The sequence below is a fragment of the Veillonella sp. S13053-19 genome, assembly GCF_002959835.1.
GTDB lineage: Bacteria > Bacillota > Negativicutes > Veillonellales > Veillonellaceae > Veillonella > Veillonella rogosae.
This window is the reverse complement of record NZ_PPDA01000014.1, coordinates 202,181-224,656: the sequence shown is the minus strand read 5'-3', so window position 1 is coordinate 224,656 and position 22,476 is coordinate 202,181. Positions and strand designations below refer to the sequence as shown.

General features: G+C 39.3%; 4 protein-coding genes and 1 rRNA gene. All 5 read right to left on the bottom strand.

Features of this window, described 5'->3' with window-relative positions; all coding sequences use genetic code 11:
• A 16S ribosomal RNA gene (locus VEHSUH06_RS09385) occupies positions 1-311 on the bottom strand; the annotation flags it as partial.
• A gap of 906 nt (positions 312-1,217) precedes the next feature.
• A complete protein-coding gene (locus tag VEHSUH06_RS09380) occupies positions 1,218-2,018 on the bottom strand; it encodes a hypothetical protein (RefSeq protein ID WP_105098674.1) in 801 nt (266 codons plus the stop codon).
• 127 nt (positions 2,019-2,145) lie between these two features.
• The gene (locus VEHSUH06_RS09375; protein ID WP_105098673.1) at positions 2,146-13,548 is read right to left on the bottom strand and encodes an ESPR-type extended signal peptide-containing protein; all 11,403 of its coding nucleotides are present in this window, start codon (positions 13,546-13,548) and stop codon (positions 2,146-2,148) included.
• An 817-nt stretch (positions 13,549-14,365) separates the two neighbouring features.
• A complete protein-coding gene (locus VEHSUH06_RS09370) occupies positions 14,366-15,154 on the bottom strand; it encodes a hypothetical protein (RefSeq protein ID WP_105098672.1) in 789 nt (262 codons plus the stop codon).
• A 166-nt stretch (positions 15,155-15,320) separates the two neighbouring features.
• A complete protein-coding gene (locus tag VEHSUH06_RS09365) occupies positions 15,321-22,244 on the bottom strand; it encodes an ESPR-type extended signal peptide-containing protein (protein ID WP_105098671.1) in 6,924 nt (2,307 codons plus the stop codon).
• Positions 22,245-22,476 lie beyond the last annotated feature (232 nt).

The following is a 22,476-nucleotide window of genomic DNA, read 5'->3' as shown; positions in this document are numbered from 1 at the left end:
CGGCTACTGATCATTGCCTTGGTGGGCCGTTACCCCTCCAACTAGCTAATCAGACGCAATCCCCTCCTTCAGTGATAGCTTATAAATAGAGGCCACCTTTCATCCATCCTCGATGCCGAGATTGGATCGTATGCGGTATTAGCAGTCGTTTCCAACTGTTGTCCCCCTCTGAAGGGCAGGTTGATTACGCGTTACTCACCCGTTCGCCACTAAGATTGATAGAAGCAAGCTTCCATCGCTCTTCGTTCGACTTGCATGTGTTAAGCACGCCGCCAGCGTTCGTCCTGAGCCAGGATCAAACTCTCCAAGATATCTTGAAGCTATTTGAATAGCTCATTTATTTTTGTTGTCGTTACATTTAAGTAACTTTGAATTATGGTTGGTTTTGACTTTGTCAAAACCCGCACTCTGGCATATGTTCAATCATATTGATTGATTACCTATCATTGTTCAGTTTTCAAAGATCTGTACCAGTCAGACTAGATTTTATCTAGCTTCGAAGCACTTTCTTAAGAAGTGTTTCGTCAACTGGCGACTAGATTATAATAACATGTTGTCATGTTCATGTCAACACCTTTTTATAATCTTTTTTAGAATTTTGTAATTTCTGTTTCAACCAGGAATTACATTTTTATTCTAAAACGATTATCAACAAACATAGATTTTATCTAGTGTTTGCTAACTAATAAACAGTCGCTTCGAACGACTGTATAGCTATTATAGTACAAAGAACCGAGAGGCGCAACCCCTAATTTTAAAATTTTGCAAACTTTTTTCTGACTTAGCTTATATGGTATATCTAGATACTTTATATACCATATACAGTAGTTATCAATAATATATATAATCAGCTTAACTCTATTAATCTATCAGTATGACTACTTAATCCTTTATTATGGTTTATTCCTTTATATAGCCTATATAGCTACATAAAGCACATAATAACTCTTTAATAGTATATATAAAGAAACAAAAACAACGCCATCCAAACGGATGGCGTTGTTCAATAAGGATTTGTGTTCCCTAGTCGGGGGGTGCAGGGTACGTGTTAGGGCCCTTATAAACCCTTTATAAGGGCCATTGTGTTTTTGTTTTGTAGATATACGGATATATGGCGGACATATATCCGTATACCACATGTATTAGAGATCAACTAAGCCTTTAAGATGAGAGAAGGAGAAAAGGCTTTTTGATATCTATATCAATATAGAAATCAATTATTGTTGAATTGCGCTACGCAAGTCAACTTTATTGTAGTCGTTGCTACCCATTGGTTCGTTAATTGCTTTGCGAAGGTCTACTACGTGCTCATCAGCAGCAGTTGGTTCTTCGCTTGCTTTGTTTTTAACGGTTTGTTTAGCAGCGAACCAAATTGTTTCGTTCATGTAGTGACGAAGTTCTTCGTTAGATACATGTTCTTGCTCTTGAGCAAGGATATCCAAGATTGCATCTTCTAATGCTTGTGCTTCGTCGTCAGTCATAGGACCGCCAACTTGTTTTTGATGTTGTACAACTTCGTTAATACGATCTACCATACCGCGCAATACGTTGTAACCATAGCTATTTACGAAGCCATCTTTTTCATTGTATTTAGGCGTTTCAAAGTATTCGTATTCGTTTTTGTTGCGGTTTTCACCGTTCCAATTTAAAGCTGTTTCAAAGCCATGTACGCGACCAAGGGAGTGCGTACGGAAGTAATCAGCATAGTTATGTTTATCTTTGGAATGTAACCAGATTTTATCTGCTTTAGTTAATTGCTCATGATTGTCGCGTTTAGCTTCTGCTAAAGCGATTTTTTGTTCAGCATTTTCCCATGCTTTCACGTAATCATGAAGGGATTGTACTACTTGTGGGCTAGCCACAGGTACTAATATAACATTGCTCAAACCAGGTGCGGATGTAGGGTTTGGCAAGATCAAGTTGTCATCATATGTTGGTGCGCTTGCTGCGTGACCAGTGATGGATGCTGCGCTCATTAAAAGTGCCGCTGTGAAAGCAAGCATTGTAGATTTTTTCATATCTATTCCTCTTTTCATAGTCGAATTAATGTGCTGGTTCAGGGCTCCCGAAGGAACCCATACCAGTTGTATCCATACCTAGGATTAGATTCCTAGTTTTTTGAAAGTTTTCTGAAAGTGTAACTAATTACATACCCATTTTCGCCATCATTGCAGCCATTTGAGCTTTCAATACTTCTACTTCACTTTGTAGACCAGCGTTTTGAGCTTTAATTTGTTCGTTTTCATATTTCAAGTCAGATACTTCACCTTTTAATCCGGCGTTTTGAGCTTTCATTGCTGCCATTTCAGTTTGTACTGCGTATGCAGAGCTGATAGGGCCTTTGCGGTAGCGATCTGCTACAGCTGCTTCAGCATCTTTGTTACCAACTTTCCAAGTTACACCAGCGTTTGCCATCATGTGGCTAGAACCGCCAGCCCAGGACAAGCCGCCATGGAACATTGTGGACTCGTTTTTGTAATGAGCTACGCCCACTGCAATCGCGGAGTTACCACGGTAGTTACCGTAACCAGCCATGATTTGAGTTGGTTCCAATGGATCATATTGCATAGGTTTCAATGCGGACAATGCTGCACCTTGAGCACCTACACGGCCGATTTCTTCGTTCAATTGATCAACGCGAGGGTCAACTGCGCCTTTTACAGAAAGGTCGTAGTTCAAGCCGCCATCAGCAGTTTCAGTTTTCTTCAATACTACGGATTGGTCATCAGATGTCAATGTAGTACGGGAATCTTTCAACTGTTTAACGTTTACTGCATCGTTATCATCAGTGCCACGTTGAACATTAGTAACTTTATTGCCACCCATGTTGAGGTTGCCACCAGTGATATTTACAGTGTCTCCACCGAAGGATAATTTCGGACCATTGGAGTTGTTAGAGATGGAAGTGATGTTAGTGAGGTCACCTTTCACGTCGAAGGATACTTTACCGTTCGCATCAGTATGAGCAGTAGTATTTACGCCGTTAGAGAAGTCTAAACCTTCAGATAACATTACTGTTCTAGCGTTGCCACCATTTTCTTTATAAGTCAATGGAATTTGTTTAGCTGCTTCTTTACCATTGAAGTTAACTTGGTAGTTAGTTGTATGGTTAGTAGCATTTGGTTGAACGTCTACAGTGATCGCTTTGTTGTCACCTGTTACAGTAACTGCTTCACGAGCTGCATCTTTAACGTCATTTTTATCTACAGATACTTCGTATGTTGCACCAGCTGCACCGAATGTATCGCCAGCTTTAGGAGCTACTTTAGCGATGTTATTAGCATCAGCTTTAGCTTGTACTTTTTCAGTAGATTTCTTAGCTGCTTCTTCATGAACAAGTTTCAATTGTTCTTCAGTTGCCGCACGACCTTTAGTTGCGAAGTCAGCGGAATCAAGAGTTTTGTTAGTTAAGCCAGTGATGTCACCAGTTTTACCATCAAGCTTAATTGTGTTGTCGCCAGCTACGTTAACTACTTGGTCACCTTTGAATTCTAATTTGCCGTCGCCTTCGTTGTTAGTGATGGAAGTGATTTTGTTCAAATCGCCTTCAACATTAACTTTGTAAGGGTTAGCTTTAGAACCGTCGCCAGTCACTTTAGTATTTTGACCGTCAACAAGGTTAGTTTTAGCTGCTTTCAATTGACGTACGTTAACCGCATCAGTGTCGTTTACACCGTCTTCAACGTTAGTAATTTGTTTATTACCAGCATTGATGCCGTCTTTAGTTACGGATGGGCCGTTGTTGATTACCAAGCCACCATCAGTGATCTTAGTATCGCCAATTGTTACGGAACCTTTATTAGTAAGATCTACATTGTTGTTCAATGCATATTCTACTTTAGCACCGTTAGCGTCGCTAGTTTGTTTTACAGTGAGGTTTTTACCGCCGGAGAATTCAACAGTTTTACCATCAGTAATTTTCTTAGCTGCTGTTTCAGAATCAGCAGTAGTATTACCAGAAGATTTAACGTTGAAGCTGTTCATTGTACCAAGGCCAGCACCGCTAATTGTCATTTCGCCATTAGCAGATTTGGATACTGTGATACCGTCAGCACCTTTAACATTTACTTTACCGCCGTTAGCTGGAACATCTGTGCCATTAGCTTGGATTGTCCAGATATCGTCAGTGTTAGCGAATGTTTTGTCGCCGTATTTAATGCGGTCTCCATCTTTCTTAATTGTTGTGTAGTTATCAGGTGTACCTAAGTGGATTTCCTTAGTTTGGATGGAGTCGATACCTTTGATGTTTTTATTCAAGCGAATGTTCAAAGTATCGTTACCATCAGCAGTTACAGCGATGTTACCTGCGGCAGATTCAAATGTTTTTTCTTGCTCTTCAGTAACGCCTTCACCTTTAACTTTAACTGTGGAGTTAAGTTTATTTTTGTTTACAACGCTTTCGTTGTTACCAGTGAATTTCAAGCCGTCATCAGTAGTAGCAACTTCGTGTTTATTTTTATTGCTATCTTCGTAAACGATACGAGTCATACCGTTAGTACCGTTTTTACCGTCTACGCCGTCTTGACCGTTAGCACCTTTGAAAGTAAGACCATCTTTACCGTCTTTACCATTCAAGCCGATAGAGCCGTCTTTACCGTTGATTACAACAGCAGAACCGTCTTTACCGTTTACACCGATCTTACCGTCAACACCTGGTTTACCGTCTTTACCATCATTACCAACTTTGATATCGTCGGACAATGCATAGTTGTAAGTATGGTTGCCAGTTACTTTATCAACGATTTGTTCAACAGTTAAGTTTTTACCTGCACCGAAGTTTACAGTTGTACCAGGTTTTACGATTGTTGCACTGTGATCACCTACTGTGTTACCAGTAACGTCACCTTTCCAACCGGAGTTGTTGATTGTATCTACTACAGTTTTAACTGTTGCGATACCATTTTCACCATCTACGCCTGGTTTGCCGTCAACGCCATCTTTCACTTTACCAAGTGTTACGTCGTATTTAACAACACCATTTGCATCAACGGAAGCTTTAGTGTAGTTACCGTCAACGAAGTTCAAGCCTTCAGACAATTTAACTTTTTGTTTAGCACCGCCGTTAGCTGTGTAGTTAAGTTCAGCATCGCCAAGGTTAGTTGCTTTTGCATTTACTGTGTAAATGTTTTGACCATCAGCACCAATTGTTTTATCAACTGTTACGTTGTCACCAGCTTTAACTTCTGTCTTAGCGGATTTCAATTGTTTTACGTTAACTGCATCAGTATCATTTACGCCAGCTTTCACATTAGTGATGTTCAAGTCACCAGCATTGATGCCACCTTTAGTAATGGATGGACCATTGTTGATTACCAAACCACCGTCAGTGATCTTAGTATCGCCAATTGTTAAGGAACCGGATGGAGTCAAGTTAACTTCTTTGGACAATTGAACTTTCAATTTGCCATCTACGTTGTTCACGCCGATGTTGTTTTCAGTCAATTTAGTGCTGTCCGCACCACCAGTGATATCCAATGTTTGGTTCAATTTCTTAGCGATAACTTTAGTGGAGTCAGTTTGACCATTGTCGCCAGCATATTTCATGCCGTCGTCAGTAGTTGCCACTTCGTGTTTATTGTTGTTTTTGTCTTCGTATACGATACGAGTCATGCCGTCTTTGCCGTTTTTACCGTCAACGCCGTCTTGACCGTTAGCACCTTTAATAGTAAGACCGTCTTTGCCATCTTTACCATTGAGGCCGATGGAACCATCTTTACCGTTGATTACAACAGCGGAACCATCTTTACCGTTTACGCCGATTTTACCATCAACACCGTCTTTACCATCTTTGCCGTCGTTACCAACTTTGATGTCATTAGACAATGCATATGTATAAGTTTGTTCACCAGTTGCATTATCGATATTTTGAGTAATTGTCAAATTATCGCCTGCTGCGTAGGATACAGTTTTACCGTTGCCTACAGCTGTTACAGCGTGGTTACCAACTACATTACCTTTCGCATCTGTGGAGAAGGAGTAGCCATCTTTGATTTGATCTGCCAAACCAGACAAGTCGATTTTCGCGATTGTACCAGCTTGGTTAGCACCATTGCCATCGTTGTATTTCAATGTAACGGATTTGTCTGCTGCATCATAGGAGTAAGATGTAGTAGCTTCACCTGCACGGTTGGATTGAGTTGGTGCAATGTGTAAGTCGTTAGCTTTAGAAATACGAGTTACGTCGCCAATGTTAGCTGCGTTATCGATTACATCGCCGCCAGATTTAAGGTTAGTGATGTTGTTGCCACCCATGTTCACGTTGCCGCCATCGAATTTGAATTCGTTGCCGCCAATTGTCATAGTTGCAGGGCCATCGTTCTTAATGGAAGTGATGTTTTTCAAATCTTTGTTCAATTGAACTTCGAGAGTATCAGTGCCATCAGCTTTTACGTTGATGTTACCAGAAGCACTCTTGAAGGATGCAGAAGTTGTTTTATCTACGCCTTCACCTTGAACTTTAACAAGACTGTTCAATTTGTTTTTGTTTACAACGTCAGTGTTATTACCAGTGAATTTCAAGCCGTCATCAGTAGTAGCCACTTCGTGTTTGTTGTTGTTTTTGTCTTCGTATACGATACGAGTGATACCATTAGTACCATTTTTACCGTCTACGCCGTCTTGACCGTTAGCGCCTTTAATAGTAAGACCATCTTTACCGTCTTTACCATTCAAGCCGATAGAACCGTCTTTACCGTTAATCACAACAGCAGAGCCATCTTTACCGTTTACGCCGATTTTGCCGTCAACGCCGTCTTTTCCATCTTTACCGTCGTTACCAACTTTGATGTCATCGGACAATGCGTATTCAACTTTAGCGCCATCGTTGTTGCTAGTTTGTTTTACAGTCAAGTTTTTACCTGCTACCATTTCAACTGTTTTACCATCAGAGATAGTTTTTGCAGCTGTTTCGGAATCAGCAGTTGTATTACCAGAGGATTTTACATTCCATACGGATTGTGCAGCACCTGGAGCTACATGCAAGTCGTAAGTAACTTGGTTGCCGTTTTCTGTTTTGTTAATTGTTACAGAGTTATCGTTAGAAGTTACTACTGTACGGGAGTCTTTCAACTGTTTAACGTTAACTGCATCAGTATCGTTCACGCCTGCTTTCACATTAGTAATGTTCAAGTTACCAGCATTAATACCAGTTTTAAGAACAGATGGGCCACCGGAAATAGTTAAGCCACCGTTATTAACAACAGTATCACCAATAGTTAAGGAACCAGATGGAGTCAAGTTTACGTTGTTATTAAGATCGTATTTAACTACGCCATCAGCAGCTACGGAAGCTGTTGTGTTGGAACCATTAGTGAAGTTCAAACCTTTATCCAATGTAACTTTTTGGTCGTTGGAGCCATTCGCTTTGTATGTCAAAGGAATTTGTTTAGCAGCTTTATCGCCATCGAATGTTACTTGGTAAGTTGTGTTATGGTTTGCTTCATCTTGAACAGGTGTAACAGTGATAGGGTTGTTGTTATTGTTTGCATTATTTACAGTAACTGCTTCACGAGCTGCATCTTTAACAGCATTACGGGAAACATTTACTTCGTATTTAGCATTCGCATCACCAGTTTGTTTGCCGTCAGCTACAGTGATGTCAGCGATGTTAGTGTCGCCTGCAGCAGCAGATTTTTTAACTACGCTTTCAACAGCAGCTTTATCGCCTGTTGGCAAGTTGCTCAAGTCGATCTTAGCTGTTTTATTCACTGCATTATCATTGCCATCAACATATTCCAATGTAACTGTTTTATCAGCGTTCACTGTGTATGTTTTGTCTTTGATATGAATGTCGTTAGCTTTGGAGATACGGTTAACGTCGCCAATGTTAGCTGCGTTATTGATCACATCGCCACCAGATTTAAGGTTAGTGATGTTGTTATCACCCATATTCACATTACCGCCATCGAATTTGAATTCGTTGCCGCCAATTGTGAAAGTAGCAGGACCTTCGTTTTTAATAGTCTTGATGTTAGTCAAGTCGCCAGCTAAACCGTATTCAACTTTAGCGCCGTCTTCATTGCTAGTTTGTTTTACAGTCAAGTTTTTGCCTGCTGCCAATTCAACTGTTTTACCATCAGTGATAGTTTTTGCAGCTGCTTCGGAGTCAGCAGTTGTATTACCAGTAGATTTCACATTCCATACGGATTGTGCAGCACCTGGAGCTACATGCAAGTCATAAGTAACTTGGTTGCCGTTTTCTGTTTTATTAACTGTTACGGATTTATCATTAGATGTAACTACTGTACGGGAATCTTTCAACTGTTTAACGTTAACTGCATCAGTATCGTTTACGCCAGCTTTTACATTAGTAATATTCAAGTTACCAGCGTTGATACCAGTTTTAGTAACAGATGGACCACCAGTGATAGTCAAGCCACCATTGTTGATCATTGTATCGCCAATAGTTAAGGAACCTGCTGGAGTCAAGTTGATGTTTTGAGCCAATTGAACGTTCAATTTACCATCTACGTTGTTTACGCCGATGTTGTTGTCAGTCAATTTAGTTTTATCTGCACCACCAACGATATCCAATGTTTGGTTCAATTTCTTAGCGATTACTTTAGATTTGTCTGCACCTTGTGCATCATCGCCAGCATATTTCATACCGTCATCAGTAGTAGCCACTTCGTGTTTGTTGTTGTTTTTGTCTTCGTATACGATACGAGTGATACCGTTAGTACCGTTTGTACCATTTACGCCGTCTTGACCGTTAGCACCGCGGATAGTAAGACCGTCTTTACCGTCTTTACCATTGAGGCCGATGGAACCGTCTTTACCATTGATTACAACAGCAGAGCCGTCTTTACCGTTTACGCCGATTTTGCCATCAACGCCGTCTTTGCCATCTTTACCGTCGTTACCAACTTTGATGTCATCGGACAATGCATATTCAACTTTAGCACCATCATTGTTGCTAGTTTGTTTTACAGTCAAGTTTTTGCCTGCTGCCATTTCAACTGTTTTACCATCAGTGATAGTCTTTGCAGCTGCTTCGGAATCAGCAGTTGTATTACCAGTGGATTTCACATTCCATACGGATTGTGCAGCACCTGGAGCTACATGCAAGTCATAAGTAACTTGGTTGCCGTTTTCTGTTTTGTTGATCGTTACAGATTTATCGTTAGAAGTTACTACTGTACGAGCATCTTTTAATTGTTTTACGTTAACTGCATCGTTATCGTTTACGCCTGCTTTCACATTAGTAATGTTCAAGTTACCAGCGTTGATACCAGTTTTAGTAACGGATGGACCATTTTTAATTGTTAAGCCACCATCGTTAACAATAGTGTCACCAATTTTCAAGGAACCATTTGGAGTCAAATCAATGTTGTTGGACAATGCATATGTGTAAGTATGTTCACCAGTTGCAGCATTGATATCTTGTTTTACAGTTACATTATCGCCTGCAGCGTAGGAAACAGTTTTACCATTGCCAACAGCTGTAACAGCGTGATTACCAACTACATTGCCTTTAGCGTCTGTGGAGAAGGAGTAACCGTCTTTGATTTGATCAGCTAAGCCGGACAAGTCGATTTTCGCAACTGTACCAGCTTGGTTAGCACCGTTACCATCGTTGTATTTCAATGTTACAGATTTGCTTGCTGCATCGTAAGCGTAAGATGTAGTAGTTTCACCTTGACGGTTGGATGTTGTAGGAGCAATGTGCAAGTCGTTAGCTTTGGAAATACGAGTTACGTCGCCAATATTAGCAGCGTTATTCACTACATCGCCACCAGATTTAAGGTTAGTGATGTTTTGGTCACCCATGTTGATAGGGCCATTAGTGATGTTGATGGAGTTAGGACCGAATTCCATTTTTGGACCATTTGTAGTGTTAGAAATGGAATTGATATTAACTAAGTCTTTATTCACATCGTATTTAACAACGCCTTCAGCATCTACGGAAGCTGTTGTGTTTCTACCGTTTGTGAAGTTCAAACCTTTATCCAATGTAACTTTTTGATCGTTTGTGCCATTCGCTTTGTATGTCAAAGGAATTTGTTTAGCAGCTTTATCACCATCGAATGTTATTTGGTATGTAGTATTGTGGTTTGCTTCATCTTGTACAGGTGTAACAGTGATTGGGTTGTTGTTATTATTTGCATTGTTTACAGTAACTGCTTCACGAGCTGCATCTTTAACGTCGTTACGGGATACGTTTACTTCGTAAGTTGCACCAGCTTCGCCGAATTGATCACCTGCTTTAGGAGCAACTTTAGCGATATTTTTGTCGTTAGAGCCAGTTACGTCTGCTTTAGCTTGTACTTTTTCAGTAGAAGCTGCAGTAGGTGTTACGTTGTTAACATCTACAGTGTAGATAGTTTTTGTGCTACCGTCTGCATTTTGAACTACGTTGCTTGTTACTTTCGCAGCATTTTTACCTTGAACTTCAACAGTGCTGTTCAATTTGTTTTTAGCCCTGTCGGACAAGTCAGCTACTACATTGCTACCGGATGCAGTTGTTTTAATGTACTCGCCATTGTTAGCACCTACAACGCCGAAGCTCAAGCCACCTTGTTTGTTCAATTTTTGTAATTCAGTAGCGCCTGTGTTACCAGTCAAACCAACTGTGTTATTGAAACCGTTGTTAACGATGCTCAATTGTTCTTCAGTTGCAGCACGACCTTTTTTACCGAAGTCAGGAGCATCCAAAGTGATGTTAGTCAAACCAGTGATGTCACCAGTTTTAGCATTCAAGCTAATGTTGTGATCGCCTGCTACGTTTACAGTTTGGTTACCACCAAATACAACTTTGCCGTCGCCAGCTTTGTTAGTAATGGATGTAATGTCTGTTAAATCACCTTCAACGTCTACTTTGAAAGTTTTAACGCCATTTACGTCACGGTGAGAAGCAGTTGTGTTCTTACCGTTTTCCATGTCGATAGCTTCTTTAGCAAGGTTTTTAATGACAGTCTTACCACCATTGTTGATGTTGGAAAGATCTTGTTTAGCAATACCTGTGATAACAGCAGTTTCGTTAGGAACATCTTTGTTGTTACCATCAACGTATGTCATTGTTACTTTGCCGTTGTTATCAACTGCGTATTCACCAGGTTTGATGTGACGTTCATCAGCACGAACTTGTTTCAATTGGCTTACGTTAACTGCATCGTTGTCGTTTACGCCAGCTTTCACATTAGTAATGTTCAAACCACCAGCATTGATACCAGTTTTTGTAATGGATGGACCACCGTTAATAGTCAAGCCATTGTCAGTGATGTTAGTGTCACCAATTTTGATAGACCCATCTGGAGTCAAATCGATGTCTTTGTTCAATGCAAATTCAACAGCTGCATTACCATTATTATTAGTTTGTTTAATGGTCATGTTTTTGCCGGCTTGCATTTCCACAGTTTTTCCGTCACGGATTTCTTGAACGCCAGCAGAACCTTGTGCCACTTTACCTTCTGTAGCAGTAGATTTCACGTTGAAAGAGCTCATGTCGCCAGTTTTCAAACCGCTCAAGTCGATAACTGCTTTAGGGCCGTTAACAGTTTTACCATTACCATCTTGGTAAGTTAATGTAACCTTTTTGTTAGCATCTACAGTGTATTCAGCCACATTGTTATTAGTGCCTGCTGTAGGAGCTACATGCAAGTCATTAGCTTTGGAAATACGAGTTACGTCGCCAATGTTAGCTGCGTTGTTGATTACATCGCCACCAGATTTAAGGTTAGTGATATTGTTATCACCAAGATTCAAGTTACCACCAGTGATGCTGATGTTGTTAGGACCAAAGTTCATTGTAGGACCACCATTGTTAGTGATGGATGTAATTTCTTTAAGGTCCTTATTCAAGGAATATGTATATGTTTGTTGACCAAGAGATGTTTCAATATCTTGTTTAACTGTTAAGTTCTTACCAGCTGCGTAGTTAACTGTAGTACCGCTTTGAACTTTTGTAGGTGTTGCTTCACCGTCAAGTTTACCACCGTTAGCTGTAGCATTTGTTAAGAAGTCATATTTAGCAGCAGTATCAGCAGCGTTGATTGTGTATGTAGTACGACCATTTACAGTATTTTCATCAACTGTAACGTTTTTACCAGCTCTCACCATGCCTTTGTCATCAAAGCTTACAGTGATTTTGGAATCTTTTTGACCATCATGAGCCGCTACAGTAGATACACGACCTTCGCCAATCACGTTTAATTTACCGCCATCAGCTAAGAAATCACTTTTACCAGTATTACCAGTTACAGCAACGCCAACGTTTTTCAATTGAGCCACGTTAACAGCGTCAGTGTCTGCAGTACCTGCAGCAAGACCAGTCAATTGACGAGTCAAAGTGCTACCATTACCGATAGATACAGCAGCTGTAGTAGCTGTTTTTACATTACCAGTTAAAGGATTATATTTACGTTCATGAGGATCGGATGGGTTGTAGCCAAGAACGCCTTTGTCTGTTGTAGTAACAGAGGAGGAACCAAGAGCTACGCCATTAGCAATGTTAGCTTCTGCAGCATTACCTAACGCAGTAGTAGCTTCAGCATTTGCTTTAGATGTACGACCTAATGCAACGCCGTATTTACCACCTGCACGAGAGCCAGCACCTTCAGCGATACCAGCTTCACCAGTTGCTTGAGATTGCATACCAATAGCAATGGAGTTAACACCAGATGCAATAACTTTAGGGGATGTTTTACCACTTTGACCGATAGCAATAGAATTGTCACCAGATGCTTCAGCACGTGCACCAACTACAGTAGCACCAGAGCCAGTAGCTTTAGTTTCACGACCAATAGCAATTGTATCTAAGTGAGTAGCAACATTGTCACGACCAATTGCGATTTGTGAATTCTCATCGCGAGTCGCAGCAAAGTTAGTACCACCATTTGTAGAGTCAGTTAAGTTGTTTTTACCGATGGAGATACCACCCATAGTCTTGGCTTCATTGTTTTGACCGATTGTAACTGTGTCAGCTACGTGGGATGTATTCATGGAACCAACGGAAACAGAATTATCACCCAAAGCCGCATTGTAAGAACCTACTGCTGTAGAGTAGTTACCTGCTTGTTTAGGTGTTGTTTGCCAAGTACCTTTTGTGTAATTTTGGTTATTATAGTTACCAACTGCAACAGCAGATGTTGCATTAGCATTATTTTTATTACCTAATGCTACAGTTGCAGCAGCACGTGCTTCATTACCAGCACCAATTGCTGTAGCTGCACCACCGTTAGCATAGTTTTGATTACCAACGGCTAAGCCAGAGTTACCATAGGCTTGGTTATTAGCGCCAAGTGCTGTAGTACCTTCTTCGTTATCAGTTGTATTTTGGTAACCAACAACGATGGAGTTAACACCAACACTGTTATTAGGTGTAGCATTAGCCGCAATATTGATTCTGCTACCTTCTGTATTTACACTACCATCTGGACTTCTGTACGCTTCAACAGGTGTACCCATATGAGCACCTGCACCAACAAGTGCCAAACCAGCTAATACGCTAGCCAAAACTTTTTTCTTGCCGTTATTATTTTTTGCAGTTTCAGGAACTACTACATAGCAACCTTTAGATTTGCTATAAACGACTTTAAAGACTTTATTCATAGAAACTATGAACCCCTTTCTCTCTTATAAAGAAAACACTAAATGCCTTATTTATACACTTTCTTTCGTTTCATGAATTGTTTATGACACACGTTCACATACTCTTCATTAAGATATTTATATAATACCAATTTATAAACTAAATGTAAATAGAAATTCTTGAAAACGTTAAAATAAATTTTAGAATTATAAAATAAATAAACTAGAGTTTATTTTACGTGTATTTATATTCTCACGCCTCATAAATACAGCTATTATAATATAGTTATTATATACAATATAATTCATTTATATAAAATTGCCACTATTCCGAGCACTACAAAAGTGCTATTAGTTTATATTATGTTAAACTCTATAGAAACAACCATGTAATCTTCATATTATATTTTATAAATAATATAAATCGAATATAATCAATAATTCAGTATATAAAGTATTTAATGGACATAACAAGACTTAACAAAAATAAATAAATATTAGAATATATACGATTCTATTTATATTTGTTTATAAAAAGGGCTGTAACAGAATACTGTTTTACCGCATTCTGTTACAGCCCTTTGGGGTATCTAAGTGCTTTGTAGATCGTTAAGAGATAGTATTAAGTCCATAATATAAAAACAACGCCATCCCAAGGATGGCGTTGTTTTGCATAAGGATTGTGTACCTAGTCGGGGTTCTAGGGTACATCAAGGCCCTTATATGTCCTATATAAGGGCCATATGTAGTTATTATTATGTTACAGATATTGCATCTGTACACACAGCTAGAACTTCTTAGGGGGTATTAGCCTAAGAGTTATATGCTTACAGTAAAATTATTGAATCGCAGCGCGCAAGTCTACTTTTTTAACTTCTTGGTTAGCTGGACGATTAATAGCTTCGCGAAGATCTACTACGTGCTCATCTTGAACTGTAGGTTCTTCACTTGCTTTATTTTTTACAGTTTGTTTAGCTGCGAACCAAATTGTTTCGTTCATGTAGTGACGAAGTTCTTCGTTAGAAACGTTTTCTTGGTCTTTAGCCATTACATCCAAAATAGCATCTTCCAATGCTTGTGCTTCGTCATCAGTCATAGGACCGCCAACTTCTTTTTGTTTTTGGATGATTTCGTTGATACGATCTGTCATGCCGCGCAATACATTGTAACCATAGCTATTAGTGAAGCCATCTTTTTCATTGTATTTAGGCATTTCGAAATATTCGTATTCGTTTTTATTGCGGTTTTCACCATTCCAGTTCAAGAACACTTCTTGACCATGTACACGACCGATGGAATGTGTACGGAAGTAGTCAGCATAGTTGTGTTTGTCGTAGGAATGTAACCAGATTTTTTCAGCTTTTGTCATACGTTCATGGTTTTCGTATTTCACTTTAGCTTTTGCGATGTTGATTTCTGCATTTTGCCAAGCTTTTACATAGTCATGAACAGCAGCCACTGTTTGTGGGCTAGCCACAGGAACCAATACTACGTTGCTCAATGCAGGTGCAGATACTGGGTTACGCAAAATTAAGTTATCGTCATATGTTGGAGCGGATTGTGCACCTACAACACCTGTAGAAATAACAAGAGCCGCTGCACAAGCAAGTAATGTAGATTTTTTCATTCTATATTCCTCTTTTCTATCGTTAGATTATGGTGAAAGTATCTTTCACACCTATTTTACATTCATATCTGAAAGCAATGCTTTCACAAATAATATGGGGAGATACGCGCTACGCTAGGCAGCGCATATCATCCATCATGTATTTAATTCGTGTACTCACAAATGATTACATACCAAGTTTTGCCATCATAGCAGCAATTTGAGCTTTCATTTGTTCGTTTTCAGCTTTCAAATCAGATACTTCAGTTTTTAATCCAGCGTTTTGTGCTTTAACGGATGCCATTTCTTGTTGCATTGCATAAGCAGAGCTGATAGGACCTTTGCGGTAACGATCTGCTACAGCAGCTTCGCTATCACGGTTACCAACTTTCCAAGTTACACCAGCGTTCGCCATCATGTGACGGGAACCACCAGCCCAGGATACGCCAGCATGCATCAATGTGGACTCATTTTTGTAATGAGCAACGCCCATTGCAATAGCGGAGTTACCACGGTAGTTACCATAACCAGCCATGATTTGAGTTGGTTCTAATGGATCGTATTGGATAGGTTTCAATGCTGCAAGAGCTGCACCTTGTGCACCTACACGACCGATTTCTTCACCCAATTGATCAACGCGTGGGTCACGACCACCGCCTTGTACGGAAAGATCATAAACTGGAGCGCCATCAGCATCAGTAGTTTTGTTGATTGCTACAGTGTTATCGTTGGATGTAACTTTAGTCAATTGACCTACAGTTGCAACGTCGGATTTGTCTGTACCATTTTTAACATTAGTGATTTTGTTACCACCCATGTTGAGGTTACCACCAGTGATGGAAACTTCGCTAGGACCGAAGTTCATAGTAGCACCACCATTGTTAGTAATGGAAGTAATACCTTTAAGGTCGCTATTCAATGCGTAAGTTACTTGGTGATCGTAGTTTGCATCGCCATTGATACCATCGTGACGGATGGACAAGTTGTTACCAGCTACGAATTTAGTACCTTTTTCTACGGAAGGAGTAGCCGCTGCAGTTTGAGCGTTTTCTACTTTACCAGTACCTTCTTTGTTTACATCAAGGTTGAACGCTTTACCTTGGATGCCAGTAGTATCAACTTTGAAGTTAACTTTACCATCAGCACCAGTAGTAATAGCTACAGAGTTGTCATCAGATGTGAAGTTCAAGCCTTTAGCCAATGTAGTTTTTTGAGCTGTACCATTGTTAGCTTTATAGGAAATTTCAGCGTTATTTTCTACATCATCTTTAGTAACAGCAACTTCATAAGTTTCGCCTTTAGCAGTACCTGTTTTACCAGTTACTTTAGCCAAATTGCCTGCTACTGCTTTAGCTTCTACTTTTTCAGTAGATACTTCAGCATTGATTTTTACAATTGGATTGCCGTTTGCATCCACACCGTTGTTTGTGAAAGTAACGTTGTCGCCAGCTTGGTAGTTATTAGTATTAATACCTTTAATAACTACGTCTTTACCAGTTACTAGGTTACCGTCTTTATCAACAGTGTTCAATGTTACAGAACCATTTGTAGCAGTGTAGTTACCTTCTTTGATACGCATATCTGTATCTTTATCGCCTACAGGCAAGCCAGACAAGTCGATGATTGCTTTTTTACCAGCTACATCAGTACCATTACCATCTACATATGTTAATGTTACTTTTTTGTTACCATCTACAGTGTATGTAGTATCTTTGATGTGCATTTCATCATCAAGAGTTGCTACTGTTTTATTAGTTGTACCACCCTCATTAGTGTATGTAATGCGGTCGCCATCTTTCTTGATTGTAGTAGTATTACCAGCTGCATCTTTTAAGCCGATTTCTTTTGTAGTTACTTTATCAGTAGTTACGCTTGTAAGATCTTTAAGGTCTTTATTTAACTTAACTGTTAATTTGTCAGCACCATCAGCTACAACTGCGATATTACCAGCTGCAGATTGGAAGCTATTAGCTTGTGCTTCTGTAACGCCTTCACCTTCAACTTTAACTAAGGAACCAAGTTTTTGTTTGTTTTCAGTGGACGTATTATTGCCAGTGAAGCGTAAGCCATCATCCATAGTTGCTACTTCACGTTTAATATCGTTGTTATCAGCATCTTTCAATGGGTTACCATTAGCATCTTTTGGTACGTATACGATACGTTGAGATTGATCATTGTTGTTTGCTTCTGGTTTAACTAATGTTTTTGTACCATTTTCAGTAGAGATATCTACAGATTTGCCGTTTGTACCAGCAGGACCTTGAGGACCTGTTAAGCCGATTGTACCAACGCCATCTTTACCAGCAATGGATACAGCGTCTTTACCGTCTTTACCAGTGATACCAACTTTACCATCGATACCATTTGTACCTGGAATACCAGTAGCGCCAGTAGCACCTTGAGGGCCAACGATAGTTACACCATCTTTACCTGCTACGCCATCTTTACCATTTACTACAACTTTATCCAAGTTAGTTAAATCTTTGTCTAAGCTGTATGTATATGTATGAGTTTTGTTAGTAGCATCAATATCTTGTTTTACAGTCAAGTTTTTGCCTGCTGCGTAGTTAATAGTACCACCGTTTTCAACAGCTGTTGCTGTTGCAGGAGTTGCCGTATCATTAGCTACTGTACCACCATTTGCAGTTGCATTAGCTTTGAAACCGTAGTTATTGCCACCTGCCGGAACATTCAAGTCGGAGAAGTCAATAACGGCTTTTGTATCAGTAACAGCTTTACCGTTACCATCGTTGTAAGTCAATGTAACTTTCTTAGTAGCTGCATCGTATTTGTATACGTTTTCAGTACCCTTTACTTCGCCACCTTTAGCTTCAGTGCTACCAGTTTTAACTGCTGTAGGAGCGATATGCAATTCGGATGCTTTCAATGCATCTGCAGTAGATTTAAGATCTCTTACGTTAACTGCAGCGAATGGATTATCAGTAGCAGCATTATTAAGGTTAGTTAAGAATGTATCACCAGTAGATGTGCCAGCTTTGTCGATAGCAGAACCAACGTTATTTACGATGGAGTTACCACCAATTGTGTTACCAGCTGCATCTTGGAAAGATACGATAACGTCACTTGCAGGAACATCATTACCAGCAGAACCGTCAATGTTTGTTGTGAAAGTACCATCTGGACGTTTAACTACTTTAGTGCCATCAGCTTTAGTGTAAACTGCTGGAGTTACAGCATTTACAGTGTAAGTTTTTTGGCCTGTTGTAGCATCAGATGCTTCAGTAACAGTTACGTTGTCACCAGCTTTAACAACTGTACCAAGACCAGTGATTACTTGTTTACCTGCATTATCGATGTTGGAAAGATCTTGTTTAGCAATACCAGTGATTTTAGCTGTTTCAGTTTGTTCAGTGCCATTACCATCAACATATTTTAATGTTACAGAACCATCATTTGCTACTGTATATGTATCAGGTTTGATGTGTTTTTCAGTATCTTTTAATTGTTTTACGTTTACTGCATCAGTATCAGCTGTACCTGTTGTAACATTAGTGATTTTTTTATTACCAGCGTCAATACCAGTTTTAGTTACAGATGGGCCACCAGTAATTGTAAGACCATCATTATTAACTTTAGTATCACCAACAGTCAAGGAACCAGCATTAGTAAGAGCTACATTGTCATTCAAGTTGAATTTAACAACGCCATCATTACCGATTTCTGCTGTAGTGTTTGTACCATTAGTGAAGTCTAAACCTTTATCTAATTTAACTGTTTTATCACCAGTACCATTAGCTTTGTAAGTCAATGGAATTTGTTTAGCTGCTTTATCACCATCGAATGTTACTGCATAAGAAGTATTATGGTTAGTTGCATCATCAGTTGGTGTTACAGTAATAGGATTATCAGTGTTACCACCGTTATTTACTGTTACTGCTTCACGAGCTGCATCTTTAACAGCATTTTTAGAAACATTAACTTCATATTGAGCATCTGGGTCACCAGAGTTTTTACCATTACCAACAGTTACATCAGCAATATTAGTGTCGCCAGCTGCATCAGCTTTTTTAACTACACTTTCAGTGGAAGCTGCACCAGTAGTAGTGTTAGCAACTGCTACTTTATAAACTGTTTTATTAGGATCAGTTGTATCAGTAGTTACTGTTACATTATTAGAACCAGGTGCTACTTCAACGGTATGGTTTAATTTAGCTTTTGCGTCATCGGACAAGTCAGCTACTACATCTGTACCAGAAGCAGTTGTTTTGATGTATTGACCGTTGTTAGCACCAACTACACCGAAGCTCAAACCACCAGCTTGGCTCAATTTTTGAGTATCTGTATTACCAGTGTTACCAGCTAATTTAACAGTGTTGTTGAAACCATCGCTTACTGTTTTCAATTGGTCTTCAGTTGCTGCACGACCGGATACAATAGTTGGGTTAGTAATATCCCAATCTTTGTTTTGTAAGCCAGTTACATAGCCATCTTTACCGTTTAAGGAAATAGCATGGTCACCTTCAACGTTTACAACTTGATTACCAGCGAAGGAGATTTTACCAGAACCTGCACCATTTGTGATGGAGGAGATATTTGCTAAATCACCTTTTACGTTTACTTTATAAGTTACGCTGTTATCAGTTGCATCTGTACCTTCTTCAACAGTTGTGTTTTCGCCATTGACAACTTTTGACTTCTTAGCAATGCCAGTAATTTTAGCTGTTTCAGTTTGTTCAGTGCCATTACCATCAACATATTTTAATGTTACAGAGCCATCATTTGCTACTGTATATGTATCAGGTTTGATGTGTTTTTCAGTATCTTTTAATTGTTTTACGTTTACTGCATCAGTATCAGCTGTACCTGTTGTAACATTAGTGATTTTTTTATTACCAGCGTCAATACCAGTTTTAGTTACAGATGGGCCACCAGTAATTGTAAGACCATCGTTATTAACTTTAGTATCACCAACAGTCAAGGAACCAGCATTAGTAAGAGCTACATTGTCTTTCAAATTGAATTTAACAACGCCATCGTTACCGATTTCTGCTGTAGTATTTGTACCATTAGTAAAGTCTAAACCTTTATCTAATGTAACTGTTTTATCACCAGTGCCATTAGCTTTGTAAGTCAACGGAATTTGTTTAGCTGCTTTATTACCATCGAATGTTACTGCATAAGTAGTATTATGGTTAGTTGCATCATCAGTAGGTGTTACAGTAATAGGATTATCAGTGTTACCACCATTATTTACTGTTACTGCTTCACGAGCTGCATCTTTAACAGCATTTTTAGAAACGGATACTTCGTATTGAGCACCAGGATCATTTACATTTTTACCGCCTGCAACAGAAACATCAGCAATGTTTTTATCGCCAGCTGCAGCTGCTTTTTTAACTACGCTTTCAGTAGAAGCTGCACCACCTGTTGCATTAGCAGATACTGTGTAGATATCATGACCATCAGTACCTTTGCTTGGAGTTACAGTTACACCAGCACCAGCTTTAACTTCAGTTCTTAAACCTTTAATTTGGCTGTAGTTAACTGCATCAGTATCATTTGTACCAGGAGCTACGTTAGTGATTTTATTACCATCTACGCTCAAGTTACCGCCGGAAATAGTTGTACCACCACCATTGTTCAATGTGATTTTAGTAGCACCATTTTGAATGCTTTCAATGTCTTTAAGCGTAGAGCTCAATCCATATGTATATTGTTGAGTATTAGTGCCTAATGTTTGTTCTACTGTAAGGTTTTTACCTGCACTGAAAGTTACTGTATCACCAGGAACTACTTTAGTTGCAGTAGCAGAACCAGTTAACGTACCACCATTAGCAGATGCATTTGCATTCCAACCAGCTTTATTAATAGCTTGTACCACATTATCAGTTGTAGCAACACCATTAGGTGCAGGAGCTACAGCTTTACCATTATTATTAGTAATAGTATCACCTGTTGTAAGTTTAACAGTAACACCACTAGCATCAGCAGTTGTAGAAATCAGGCCTTCACCTTTAAGGTTTAATGTACCATTATTCAACAACACATCGCCACTGCCACTATTACCAGCATATTTTAAGTTAACGTTTTTTAATTGAGCTACGTTAACTGCATCAGTATCTTCTTTACCTGCTGCAAGGCCTGTAATTTGACGAGTCGCAATAGAACCATCACCTACAGAAACAGCTGCTAATGTAGATGTTTTTGCATTACCAGATAAACCAGCATATGTATTTGTACGGCTATCAGCAGGATTATAACCATCCACACCTGCTGCAGTAGTTGCTTTGGAATTAGAACCAAGAGCTACGCCATCAACAACACCAGCATCAGCTTTATAACCTAATGCAGTCGCTCTTTCAGCGGTTGCTTTAGCGCCCCCACCATGAGCAACAGAACGAGCACCTGTTGCTTGTGCTTGAGTACCAATAGCTATAGCATAATCTGCCGCTTTTATTTTTGTAGATGTTGAACCACCACCAATGGCAATTGCATAGTCACCAGAAGCTTCAGCACGAGAACCTAAACCAATTGCAGCAGTACCACTAGATGTCACCTCTCGACCAATTGCAGTTGTATCAATATGTGTTGCTTTATTATCTCGACCAATAGCAATTTGAGAGTTTTGATCTCCACGATTACCATCAGTTTTACTACCATTGTTTGTTGAATCTGCCAAGTTTCCTTTACCGATAGCAATACCACCACCAGTATTAGAGTTATTCTTGTTACCAATAGCAATAGTATCTTCTTTTTTAGCGTGAACTTCTTCACCAAAAGCTACAGCACGATCACCTAAAGCAGTAGATAATCTACCAACAGCTACAGCTCCTGTACCTGTTGTTAATTGTTGACCAATAGTAACAGAGTTATCACCTGCAGTATTTTGTGTATTTGTATTTGTTACACCAGGGCCACCTGGAACAGGTGTATCAACTCTTTGATTGGACCAAACATTAATATTATTACCATTCGTGTTAGAGCCCGCTTGTACAGGTGTACCCATTTGTGCAGCAGCACCCATGATTGCCAAACCAGCTAATACGCTAGCTAAAGCTTTTTTCTTACCACCATTGTTTTTTGCAACTTCGGAAACTACTACGTAGCATTCTTTAGATTTGCTCCAAACTACTTTAAAGATCTTATTCATATTTCTATGAACCCCTTTCTTAAACTAGACACAATTACAATCCTTATAAATAATTAATAATCATTAAATACAAAAGACTAAAAGACCAAATATCCCATAATTAATGGCTTTCTGAGTGTCTTTCATATTGTTTTCATTTTGTGTCATGAACAGAATATCATATATCGAAAATCTTGTAAATAGTTTCCTTCATGTTTTTATCATAATTCATAAGGTTTATTGTTAGAACCTT

Coding starts and splice junctions, on each gene's coding strand:
- VEHSUH06_RS09380 (WP_105098674.1), bottom strand. CDS start 2,018: ATGAAAAAATCTACAATGCTTGCTTTCACAGCGGCACTTTTAATGAGC.
- VEHSUH06_RS09375 (WP_105098673.1), bottom strand. CDS start 13,548: ATGAATAAAGTCTTTAAAGTCGTTTATAGCAAATCTAAAGGTTGCTAT.
- VEHSUH06_RS09370 (WP_105098672.1), bottom strand. CDS start 15,154: ATGAAAAAATCTACATTACTTGCTTGTGCAGCGGCTCTTGTTATTTCT.
- VEHSUH06_RS09365 (WP_105098671.1), bottom strand. CDS start 22,244: ATGAATAAGATCTTTAAAGTAGTTTGGAGCAAATCTAAAGAATGCTAC.